At 65.7% G+C, this 11,678-nt stretch carries 9 protein-coding genes; 7 read left to right on the forward strand and 2 right to left on the reverse strand.

The window, feature by feature from the left end; genetic code table 11:
* Positions 1 to 431 precede the first annotated feature (431 nt).
* Complete coding sequence (locus tag INQ41_RS04590) at positions 432 to 1,439, forward strand: NAD-dependent epimerase (RefSeq protein ID WP_193986620.1); 1,008 nt, start codon at positions 432 to 434, stop codon at positions 1,437 to 1,439.
* Positions 1,440 to 1,543: 104 nt separating this feature from the next.
* A complete protein-coding gene (gene radA, locus INQ41_RS04595) occupies positions 1,544 to 2,959 on the forward strand; it encodes a DNA repair protein RadA (protein ID WP_193986622.1) in 1,416 nt (471 codons plus the stop codon).
* Between the two features lie 366 nt (positions 2,960 to 3,325).
* Here radA and INQ41_RS04600 read toward each other — a convergent pair whose 3' ends face one another.
* Complete coding sequence (locus tag INQ41_RS04600) at positions 3,326 to 3,904, reverse strand: superoxide dismutase (RefSeq protein WP_193986624.1); 579 nt, start codon at positions 3,902 to 3,904, stop codon at positions 3,326 to 3,328.
* Positions 3,905 to 4,045: 141 nt separating this feature from the next.
* On the opposite strand from INQ41_RS04600, the gene grxD reads away from it, so the two are divergent.
* The 5 genes from grxD (at position 4,046) to ppnN (ending at position 10,643) form a co-directional block, all read left to right on the forward strand.
* Positions 4,046 to 4,366 (forward strand): Grx4 family monothiol glutaredoxin, encoded by a 321-nt coding sequence (gene grxD, locus INQ41_RS04605; protein ID WP_193986626.1) that lies wholly within the window; start codon positions 4,046 to 4,048, stop codon positions 4,364 to 4,366.
* Positions 4,363 to 5,106: an SDR family NAD(P)-dependent oxidoreductase gene (locus tag INQ41_RS04610; RefSeq protein ID WP_228076705.1), complete on the forward strand. Its 744-nt coding sequence runs from the start codon at positions 4,363 to 4,365 to the stop codon at positions 5,104 to 5,106. Before grxD ends, INQ41_RS04610 begins: the two co-directional genes overlap by 4 nt.
* A gap of 10 nt (positions 5,107 to 5,116) precedes the next feature.
* Positions 5,117 to 5,710, forward strand: coding sequence for a MarC family protein (locus tag INQ41_RS04615; RefSeq protein ID WP_193986627.1), 594 nt, complete (start codon positions 5,117 to 5,119; stop codon positions 5,708 to 5,710).
* Positions 5,711 to 5,892: 182 nt separating this feature from the next.
* Complete coding sequence (locus INQ41_RS04620) at positions 5,893 to 9,150, forward strand: TonB-dependent receptor (RefSeq protein WP_193986629.1); 3,258 nt, start codon at positions 5,893 to 5,895, stop codon at positions 9,148 to 9,150.
* Positions 9,151 to 9,260: 110 nt separating this feature from the next.
* Positions 9,261 to 10,643 carry a nucleotide 5'-monophosphate nucleosidase PpnN gene (ppnN, locus tag INQ41_RS04625; RefSeq protein ID WP_193986631.1) on the forward strand — a complete coding sequence of 461 codons (1,383 nt, stop codon included), beginning with the start codon at positions 9,261 to 9,263 and terminating at the stop codon, positions 10,641 to 10,643.
* Between the two features lie 3 nt (positions 10,644 to 10,646).
* On the opposite strand, the gene INQ41_RS04630 is transcribed toward ppnN, so the two are convergent.
* Positions 10,647 to 11,669 carry a sensor histidine kinase gene (locus INQ41_RS04630; protein ID WP_193986632.1) on the reverse strand — a complete coding sequence of 341 codons (1,023 nt, stop codon included), beginning with the start codon at positions 11,667 to 11,669 and terminating at the stop codon, positions 10,647 to 10,649.
* Positions 11,670 to 11,678 lie beyond the last annotated feature (9 nt).

An 11,678-nucleotide genomic window follows, 5' to 3' on the forward strand; every position in this document is an offset into this window, starting at 1 on the left:
GTCGTGGCGTCAGTCACTGGCTGGCTTCTCCGGGCGAGGTATGGCTTCGAGTGGGGCGTCATTCTCACGCGTTTGCGGGGGCCGTGGCCATGGTCACGTGGGACGCGACCTGCAGGCCTTCCGGGCGAATGTCCCCCGGCCCCCGCCTGCGGCGAGTGCCTCCTCCTTTACTTCGCCCCGAAGGCCTGCAGGCCGCGTTGATACTGTCGGATCTGCGCTCTGCGATCCTGCCGTTGCTGCAACGACGGGTGCCGATAGTGTTGCGTGTGAAATAAAGGAGGAGGCACCGGTTTTATCGGTGCCGGGGGACATTCACACGCAACACTATCGGCACCCGGCACCCGGCCACCCCATCAAATGCGCGATGCTTGGCGTTCGGACACTCTATGATGCATGGTTTCCGGCCCTCCGCGGGCCAATGTGGAACCTCCATGAAAGTGCTTGTGACCGGCACCGCCGGATTTATCGGCTCCCATCTCGCCATGCGCCTGCTGGAGCGCGGCGATGAAGTGGTCGGCTTCGACAATCTCAGCGACTACTACGACGTGACCCTGAAGCAGGCGCGACTGGCGCGTTTCATGGACCATCCCGGTTACACCCACATCCAGGCCGATCTCGCCGACCGCGAGGCGGTGGGAACCGCATTTGCGACGCACAAGCCGCAACGCGTGGTGAACCTGGCTGCGCAGGCCGGTGTGCGCTATGCGGCGCAGAACCCGCACGTCTATGTGTCCAGCAACGTCACCGGCTTTCTACACATCCTCGAGGGCTGTCGCCACCACGGTGTCGAGCATCTGGTCTTCGCGTCCACCAGCTCGGTCTACGGCGCCAACACGACGATGCCGTTCTCCGAGCATCAGTCCACCGAGCATCCGTTGACGCTGTACGCGGCGACCAAGAAAGCCAACGAGATGATGGCGCACAGCTACGCGCACCTCTACGGCATCCCCAGCACCGGCCTGCGCTTTTTCACCGTGTACGGGCCGTGGGGTCGGCCGGACATGGCCTTGTTCCTGTTCACCAGGGCGATCCTCGCCGGGGAGCCGATCAAGGTGTTCAACCACGGCCACCACAAGCGCAGCTTCACCTACGTCGATGACATCGTCGAAGGCGTCATCCGCAGCCTGGACCATCCGCCGGTCGCCAACCCTGACTGGAATGCCGCCGCGCCCGATCCCGCGACCAGCAACGCACCCTACCGCGTGTTCAATATCGGCAACGAGAGCACGGTCGAGTTGCTGCGCTACATCGAAGTGCTGGAGCAGTGCCTGGGCCGCAAGGCGCAGATGGAGCTGCTGCCGCTGCAGGCCGGCGACGTGCCCGATACCGAGGCCGATGTTTCCGAGCTGATCAAGGCGGTGGATTACCGGCCGCAGGTTTCGGTGGAGACCGGCGTGGCGAACTTCGTTGACTGGTATCGCGACTACTACAAGGTCTGAGCGGGACAAACCTTCGCGGACGCTGTGCAAAGGTTCTGCCGTGGATCTCCCGCGGTGCGACAGGGGGCCGCTAAAGTGGCGTCCCGCCCGTTTCGATGCCGCCCATGTCCTTTGCCAGCAAATCGCCCGCCAAGCCCGCCGCCAAGGCGAAGGTTGCCTACGTCTGCTCGGAATGCGGCTCCGACCACAACAAGTGGCAGGGGCAGTGTGCGGACTGCGGTGAATGGAACACGCTGACGGAGTTCGTGATCGAGTCCGCCGCGGCACAGAAGAGCGCCGCTCCCGCGCGCCGCAGCGGCTGGGCAGGCAAGGTCGATCCGCCCAAGGTCACCGCGCTCAAGGACGTCAGCCACTCGGGCGAGTCGCGCGTCTCCACCGGCATCGGTGAGCTGGACCGTGTCCTCGGCGGGGGCATGGTCGCCGGGTCGGTGGTCCTGGTGGGCGGGGATCCGGGCATCGGCAAATCGACGCTGCTGTTGCAGGCGGTGTCGAAGATGGCCGAGTCACTGCCCGCGCTCTACGTGACGGGCGAGGAATCCCTGGCCCAGGTCGCCGCGCGAGGTGCGCGCCTTGGCCTGTCGCTGGACGGCGTCAACGCGCTGGCGGAAACCGGCGTGGAACGGATTCTCGAGCAGGCGATCGCGACCTCCCCGCGGCTGCTGGTCGCCGACTCCATCCAGACCCTGTGGACCGAGTCACTGACCGCCGCGCCCGGCTCGGTCAGCCAGGTCCGTGAAAGCGCAGCGCGGCTGGTGCGCTACGCCAAGGAAACCGGCACCGCGGTGTTCCTGGTCGGCCACGTGACCAAGGAAGGGGGCATTGCCGGGCCGCGCGTGCTCGAGCACATGGTCGATGCGGTGCTGTACTTCGAGGGCGAGTCGGGGAGCCGGTTCCGCGTCCTGCGCGCGTTCAAGAACCGCTTCGGCGCGGTCAACGAACTGGGCGTGTTCGCGATGGGCGACAAGGGCCTGCGCGAGGTGTCGAATCCGTCGGCGATTTTCCTGTCCGGCAGTGTCGCCGCCCAGCCCGGCAGCTGCGTGATGGTGACCCGCGAGGGCACGCGGCCTTTGCTGGTCGAGGTGCAGGCGCTGGTGGACGCCTCGCCGCTGTCCAACCCGCGCCGGGTGGCTGTCGGCATGGAAGGCAACCGGCTGGCGATGCTGTTGGCGGTCCTGCACCGGCATGCCGGGGTGGGAGTGGGGGACCAGGACGTGTTCGTGAACATCGTCGGCGGCATCCGCGTGCAGGAGACCGCCGCCGACCTGCCGGTGTTGCTGGCGGTGCTGTCGAGTCTGCGTGACCGGCCGCTGTCGGAGAAGACGATTGCCTTCGGCGAGGTCGGACTCTCGGGCGAGATCCGCCCCGTGCCCAACGGCGAGGACCGCCTGAAAGAGGCCGCCACCCATGGTTTCAAGCGCGCGATCGTGCCCAAGGGCAACGCGCCACGCAGCGGGAAGATCGGCGCGATGGAAGTGATTGCGGTGGAGCGCCTGGCGGAGGCGGTTGAGGCGGCGGGCTGAGGGCGGGTAGAGCTCTGCGCTTGTTGGTTGCGGGGGGGGCGGAGGTGATTGTCCTTGGGTGCGAATGTCCCCCGGCACCGATGAAGCCGGTGCCTCCTCCTTTATTTCGCACCCAAGGACAATCACCCCCGGCGTGCCAGCTTGGCGGAGGTTGCAGGGCGCAAGGTCAGCGTCTCGCTTTCGGCCTACCGCTGCGGCCCGACAGCGAGATCTGGTGTCCTTCGGAGCGAAGTAAAGGAGGAGGCCTCCGCCGCCGGCGGAGGCCGGGGGACATTCGCTGTGAAGGACGCCAGGTCTCGCCCAAGCGAACGACAAAAAAACGGCCGGATTTCTCCGGCCGTCTCGATCCAACGCGTAGCGTGCGGCTTACGTCAGGTTCGACGCCACGAAGTCCCAGTTGACCAGCTTCCAGAACGTTTCCACGTACTTCGGCCGCGCGTTGCGGTAGTCGATGTAGTACGCGTGCTCCCACACATCGCAGGTCAGCAGCGCGGTATCGCTGCCGGTCAGCGGCGTGTTGGCGTTGGAGGTGCTGACCAGCGCCAGCGAACCGTCGGTGCGCTGCACCAGCCAGCCCCAGCCGGAGCCGAAGGTCTTGACCGCGGTATCGCTGAACTGCTCCTTGAACGTGGCGAAGTCGCCGAAGGACTTGTCGATCGCCTCGGCCAGCTTGCCGGTCGGCTCGCCGCCGCCGTTGGGGCTCAGGCAGTTCCAGTAGAAGGTGTGGTTCCAGACCTGGGCGGCGTTGTTGAACATCCCGCCCTGCGACTTGCGGATGATGTCCTCAAGCGGCATGTCGGCAAACTCGGTGCCTTCGATCATCTTGTTGAGGTTGTCGACGTAGGCCTTGTGATGCTTGCCGTAGTGGAAGTCGATGGTCTCGCCGGAGATGTGCGGCTCCAGGGCGGTGCGTTCAAACGGAAGCGGTGGCAGTTCGATGGCCATTGGCGGGCTCCTTGCAGGGACGGACGGGGTCACGGCCCGGGTAGGGCCGCGAACGTGATGAGGCATTACAATTAGCCATTCTATCCCCACCCCTGTTTCCGGGCCGTCAATGGCGGGAGACGCATTGCAGGAGCCGCGCGCATGCCGGTGATGGACCAGATCCGGACCGCAGTCGAAAGCCACCCGGTCGTACTTTTCATGAAGGGAACCCCGCAATACCCGATGTGCCAGTTTTCCAGCCGGGCCGTGCAGATCCTGCTGGCGGCGGGCGGTGCAGCCATGCACACCGTCAACGTGCTGGAAGAGCCGGAAATCCGCGCCAACCTGCCGCGCTACTCCAACTGGCCAACGTTCCCGCAGTTGTTCATCCATGGCGAGCTGATCGGCGGCAGCGACATCACCGCCGAGTTGGCCGAGTCCGGTGAGTTGGCGCGCATGCTCGGCGAGGCCTTGCCGCAGTGACCGCCGCATTGGAGACGATCGACAGCGACGCGCTCGCCGGCCGCGTGGTTTTGCTGACCGGCGCCCACGGCGGACTCGGCAGCCAGGCGGCCATCGCCTGCGCGCGGGCCGGGGCCCAGCTGATCCTCTCGGGCCGCAAGGTGCCGCGCCTGAACCGGGTCTACGACGCCGTTGCGGCGGCCGGCCCGGAGCCGATGTTGTATCCGCTGGACCTCGAAGGGGCCTCGCCCGACGATTACGCGCAGATGGCCGAGCGCATCGGCGCCAAGCTGGGCCGGCTGGACGGCGTACTGCATTGCGCGGCGGAATTTGCCGGACTGACCCCTTTGCTGCACACCGATCCGGCTGCCTTCGCGCGCGCGATCCACGTCAACCTGACCGCGCCGTGGTGGCTCAGCCAGGCGTGCCTGCCGCTGCTCTCCCAGGCGCCGGACGCTGCGCTCGTATTCGCGATGGACGACCCGGCGCGGGTGGGCAAGGCGTTCTGGGGCGGGTATGGCGTGGCCCAGCACGGGCTGGCAGGTCTCGTGGGCATGCTGCACGCCGAATTGGCCAGCACCACGGTGCGCGTGTCCGGGCTGCAACCCGGGCCGATGCGTACGGCGCTGCGCGCCAAGGCGTATGTGGAGGAAGACGTCCAGCGCGCCACCGATCCCGAGCGATACGCGCCGGCGTGCGTGACGCTGCTGTCGAGTGCCGGCGTCGCCCATCGCGGACAGGTCTGGGCACCCGACGCATGAGCAGCCGACCGTGACCATCACCGCCGCCGCCCTTCTGCTGTTCCTGATCCTGGATCCGCTGGGCAATATCCCGATCTTCCTGAGCATGCTTCGCACGCTGTCGCCGGAGCGGCAGCGCTATGTGCTGGCGCGCGAGCTGCTGATCGCGCTGGGCGTGCTGATGGTGTTCCTGTGGGGCGGCAAGTACGCCCTGGAGGCCATGCACCTGCGTCAGGATTCGGTCTCCATTGCCGGCGGCATCGTGCTGTTCCTGATCGGCATCCGGATGATCTTCCCGCCGCCGGAAGGGTTGATGGGCGAGCTGCCGGACGGCGAGCCCTTCATCGTGCCGCTGGCGATCCCGCTGGTGGCCGGCCCTTCAGGCATGGCCGCGGTGCTGCTATTGGGCAGCAACGAGCCGGGCCGGCTGATGGAGTGGAGCCTGGCGCTGCTGATCGCCTGGGGAGCCACGGCCGCGATCCTGTTCTCGGCCACCTACCTGTACAAGCTGCTGGGCATGCGTGTGCTGACCGCGGTCGAACGCCTGATGGGGATGCTGCTGGTGGCGATTTCGGTGCAGATGTTCCTGGACGGTCTGGTCGGGTATCTGGGAATCGCGGTCTGAGGCAAGCACGCACGCCGTGCGTTTTCGTCATAGGCCGGTAACACGCGCAAGCTATCGTTTCTCCGTGTTAAACTGCCGTTAACCGACGACGCAGTCGGTTTTTTACATCCATGCGATCCGGAAATCCTGCCAGCGCGTCGGCGCTGGTCGTGCCCGTTACCCACGCCCGAGGCCCTTTTGCCATGACCCACCCCAGCCGCGTCCGGTTGTCCAAGCTCACTTTGGGACTGCTCGTCGTCCTCGCTTCCGCCCCCGTTTTCGCCCAGAGCACCTCCGCCGGCCTTGGCGGCCAGGTCATCGGTGCCGACGGCCAGCCGGTCGCCGGTGCTGAAGTCACCATCGTCCATGCCGAGTCGGGCACGGTCAGCCGAGTCACCACCGATGCCAGCGGCCGCTACAACGCCCGCGGTCTGCGCGTGGGTGGGCCGTACACGGTAACGATCAACAAGGCGGGTGCCGGCAGCCGGTCGCAGGATGACATCTACCTGCCGCTGAACCAGGTCGCGACCGTCAACGCGCAGCTCAACAACGACGTGACCACCCTGGGCTCGGTCCAGGCCGTGGCGACCATGGGCGGCTCGGAGATCTTCAGCGCAGAGAAGATGGGTACCGGCACCAACGTCACCCGCGAGACCATTGACGCGCTGCCCTCGGCCAACCGCAACATCCAGGACTACATCCGCCTGGATCCGCGCATCTCCCAGATCAGCAAGGCGGACGGCGCGATTTCCGCCGGCGGCCAGAACACCCGCTACAACGCGATCCGCATCGACGGCATCAGCGCGTCCGATCCGTTCGGCCTGGAATCCAACAACCTGCCGACCGAGCGCCAGCCCGTCTCGATGGACGCGATCGAAGAGATCACCATCGACCTGGCCAACTACGACACCACCATCAGTGGCGGCACCGGCGCGGTGGTCAACGCGGTCACCAAGTCGGGTACCAACGAGTACCACGGCACGGTGTATTACACCTACCGCGACAAGGACCTGGTCCGCACGCGTCTGGAAGGCGACCGCGGCGACTTCAACGGCTTCAACGACGAGCAGACCTACGGCATGACCTTCGGCGGCCCGATCGTCAAGGACAAGCTGTTCTTCTTTGCCAACTACGAGAAGTACGAGCGCTCCGCGCCCGGCGTCGCGCTGGAAAGCACCCCGTTCGGCTCCGGTGACATCACTGCCGCTGACATCACCACCGTGCAGAACCTGATGTCCGCCCGCGGCTACGACATCGGCGGCCTGTCCGCGCCCGACAGCAAGACCGAGATCGAGGAGTACGCGGTCAAGCTGGACTGGAACATCAACGACAGTCACCGCGCCGCCCTGCGTTACAACAAGATGGAGCAGGACGTGATGCGCTTCCCGGGCATCGGCACCGGCACCGTGTCGCTGAGCAACTACTGGTATTCCCAGCCGAAGATCTACGAGACCTGGATGGGTGAGGTGTTCTCCGACTGGAGCGAGAACTTCTCCACCGAGTTCAAGGTCTCGCACAAGGACTACTCGGCCAACCGCGTGCCCAACGTCAACCTGCCGCAGATCCGCATCAACGGATTTGGTGACAACAACGCGGCGTTGCTGTTCGGCACCGAGCAGAACACCCACGTCAACATCATCGAGAGCAAGGAGCTGAGCGCGTTCGGCGCGGCCACCTGGTACGCCGGCGACCACACCGTCAAGTTCGGCTTTGACTACTCCGACAACGACCTGATGAACTTCTACGGTCGCAACCTCAACGGCGTCTACGAGTTCAAGGATCTGGACGCATTCGTTGCCGGCACGCCGACGCGCTACCAGTTGCGCGCTCCGCGTCCGGGCGGCAGCCGCGCCGACATCCCGGCCAGCTTCACCCTCAAGAACACCGGCGTGTTCCTGCAGGACACCTGGGCGATCAACTACAACCTGAACCTGATGGCCGGCGTTCGCGTCGACATGCCGTCCTTCAGCGACCAGCGTCTGTACAACGCGCGCATCGAGCAGCTCTACGGCTACAACAACACCAACCTGGTCGACAGCAACCTGGTGCAGCCGCGCGTCGGCTTCAACTACACCTTCGACAGCGACCGTCCGACCCAGCTGCGCGGCGGCGTGGGCCTGTTTGGCGGCGCAGCGCCGAACGTCTGGCTCGCCGGCGCGTACCAGAACACCGGCCTGAACTACGTCGAGTACGATCTGCGCGGCGGCCAGGCCCCGGTATTTGATCCGACCCAGCCGCCGTCCACCGCCGGCCTCACGCCGGGCGCAGCGCGCCAGAACGTCGACCTGATCGAGCCGGGCACCAAGCTGCCGTCGGTCTGGAAGACCAACCTGGCCTTCGATCACGAGTTGCCGTGGCACGGCATCGTGGCGTCGGCGGAGGTCCTGTTCACCAAGGTCAATGACGGCATCTACTTCGAGCGTCTGGACGTGATGAACCCGACGTTCACCGGCACCATGGACGGCCGCGACAACTACTGGAACGCGGCCGGCCGCAATCCGGCCAACGCTGGCCGGTTCGGCATGGAAGCGGGCAGGATCGGTGGCAACAACTGCAGCGCCGCCGTGGTCGCCGCGGGCAACTGCCCGGACGTCAAGGCCAACCGTCCCGGCGACATCGGCGACGTGCTCCTGCTGCGCAACACCAGCAAGGGCAGCAGCTCGCAGGCGACCTTCTCGCTGAGCAAGCCGATGACCGAGAACTGGGGCTGGTCGCTGGGTTACACGTTTACCCAGGCCAAGGAAGTCAGCCCGCTGACCAGCTCGCAGAACACCTCGAACTGGGGCAACACGCTGATCTACAACGCCAACGAGAACGTGGCCTACGACTCGCGCTACGCAATCAAGGACCGCGTCACCGGAACCCTGCAGTGGCAGCACGACTTCTTCGGTGACAACACCACCAGCGTCGGCCTGTTCTACGAAGGCCGCTCGGGTCGTCCGTACAGCTACATCTACTACAACGACGCCAACGGCGACGGTGCCAACACCAACGACCTGTTCTACGTGCCGGCCGGCCCGGGCGACGTGATGTGGACCGGTGGTGCCGCGATGGAGCAGCAGTTCTTCGACTGGATGGCCACCAACGCCCCCGAGTTGCAGGGCCATCGTGGCAGCGTGGCTCCGGCTAACGGCTTCCGCGCCGGCTGGACCAACAGCTTCGACGTCCGCGTCAGCCAGGAACTGCCCGGCTTCTTCAAGGGCCACAAGGCCGAGCTCGCGCTCGACGTGATGAACGTTGGCAACCTGCTCAACAAGGACTGGGGCCTGATCGAGGACTACGGCTTCTACGCGACCCGTCGCGTGGTCAACTACGCCGGTATTGACCCGGTCACCGGCAAGTACGTCTACAACTTCTCCGGTTCCACCGACAATGCGCAGGTCCAGGAAAACAACAACGACAAGGGGAACACCGCCGTGTCGCGCTGGTCGATGATGTTGAGCTTCAAGTACAAGTTCTGATTCCGGTCAGGACGATGCACGACGGAAGCGGCCGGGGAAACCCGGCCGTTTTCATGTGTCTGCGTTAAAGTCGCCCGGTCAAGCGAAAAACAAGAAGGAAACACCCGCAAATGAGTCATCCCAGCAACGCCGTCCTGCCGACCGTCAACGCGCGGATCCATCCGCGCGGGGGGCTGGACATTCTTTCGCGCAAGGAAGTCGCGCGCCTGGCCGATGCGTCCAGTGGCGGCATGCACGATCTGCTGCGCCGTTGCGCGCTGGCGGTCATGACCAGCGGCAGCACCTCCGACGATCCGCGCGCCGCGCAGGAGCTGTATCCGAACTTCGACATCCAGGTCCACCAGCAGGATCGCGGCGTGCGCATCGACCTGCAGCACGCCCCGGCGATGGCGTTCGTGGACGGCGAGATCATCCACGGCGTGGCCGAGCTCCTGGCCGCGGTGGTACGCGACCTGGCCTACCGCTCGATCGAGCTGGGGCAGGAGGGCGATCGCGACCTGCACAGCAGCGAGGGCATCACCGACGCGGTCTTCGGCCTCCTGCGCAACGCCCAGGCGCTGCTGCCCGCCGACCCCAACCTGGTCGTGTGCTGGGGCGGCCACTCGATCAATCGCGAGGAGTACCTCTATACCAAGGAGGTCGGCTACGAGCTGGGTCTGCGCGGGCTGGACATCTGCACCGGATGCGGTCCGGGCGCAATGAAGGGCCCGATGAAGGGCGCGACGATCGCGCACGCCAAGCAGCGCAAGCGCCACATGCGCTATATCGGCGTCACCGAGCCGGGCATCATCGCGGCCGAGTCGCCCAACCCGATCGTGAACCACCTGGTGATCATGCCGGATATCGAGAAGCGCCTGGAGGCCTTCGTGCGGCTTGGGCACGGCATCGTGGTGTTCCCCGGCGGCGTGGGTACCGCGGAGGAGATCCTCTACCTGCTGGGCATCCTGTTGCGCGAGGAGAACGCCGACGTGCCGTTCCCGCTGGTGTTCAGCGGTCCAACCAGCGCGGCGCCGTATTTTGAACAGATCGACCGGTTCATCCGCTTGACCCTGGGCGATGCCGCGACCCGCCTGTACCAGATCATCACCGGCGATCCGACCGCGGTCGCCCGGCGTATGGCGAACGGTGTCCGCAAGGTACGCGAGCACCGCCTGAACATGCGCGACTCGTTCTTCTTCAACTGGTCGCTCAATGTCCCCCTGGAGTTCCAGCAGCCGTTTATTCCGACCCACGAAGCGATGGCGGCGCTGGACCTGCACCACGGCCGCAAACCGTTCGAACTGGCAGCCGACCTGCGCCGCGCCTTCTCCGGCATCGTGGCCGGCAACGTCAAGGAAGACGGCCTGCGTCGCATCGAGGAGCACGGCCCGTTCGAGATCCACGGCGATCCGGAGATCATGGCCTCGCTGGACGCCTTGTTGCTGGCGTTTGTCGAGCAACGGCGGATGAAGATCGCCGGCGACTACAAGCCCTGTTATCGCGTGGTTGCCTGACGCTCAGACGCCTACAGGCAGCCGGACCGTGGCGATGAAGCGTCCATCCTCGACCTGCGTCTGGACGCTGCCGCGACCGTCCGTCATCGCCTCGATCCGCACCTGGGACGCATTCAGACCGACCTGGTGACCGGTTGACGCGGTGCCGTCGCGAGGCGGCAGGGGGTTGCTAATCCGGACGACGACGTGATCCGGCGTCGTGGTCACCCGCACATCCACATCGCCCTGCGGGAGGCGCTCGACCCCATGACGCACCGCGTTCTCGACCAGCGGCTGGATGGAAAGTGCCGGGACCGTCACCGCCGGCAGCTCGCGCGGCAGGTGCCAGTGCACCGTGAGCCGATCACCAAATCGCAGCGCCTCGATTTCCAGATAGCGGCGCGCAAGCGACAGCTCATCCGCCAGCAGGATCTGCCGCGGTCCGCCCAGCGCGGCGCGGAACAGGTCCGCCAGGTCGAGCAGCAGACGCTCCGCCTCCTCCGGCCGCTCGTGCACCAGCGCCGCGCCCGTGTTGAGCGTGTTGAACAGGAAGTGGGGGCGGATGCGGGCCTGCAGCGCCTGCAGCTCGGACTGCTTGGCGCGGACGGCGTGGAGGCGGCCACGCCAGTGGTTTTGGAATGCGGCTACTCCCAGGAAGCCAAAGGCGAGTGCAATCCCCGTCACGCGTGCTGTCAGGAGCATCCAACCGCCCGGCTCCATCGGCCAGCTGCCACTGGCGAGCAGCCACGCAAGCGCGAGAACCACCCACGTGTCGAGGAGCAGAAAGGCTAGAACCACCCAAGCTAAACGCTGCGGACTCACGGTCCGCAGCCGTCTTTGAAAAAGAAATATCCACGAGAGAGTGATCAGCGAGACCCACTGGATCATTAGCGAGGCGAGGCCGAAATAAACGACCCGGTCTCCGTGAAGGCCGGGTGCCAGGGAAAGGATGATCGCCAGGCATTCCCCGGCAATCATCACCCACACGATCGTGGGAGCCTGCGAGAGGGTGTCGAGAGGATGCGTCGATGCTTCGAGGGTCTGCATACGCGGCAA

Source organism: Lysobacter ciconiae (assembly GCF_015209725.1).
Classification (GTDB): domain Bacteria; phylum Pseudomonadota; class Gammaproteobacteria; order Xanthomonadales; family Xanthomonadaceae; genus Novilysobacter; species Novilysobacter ciconiae.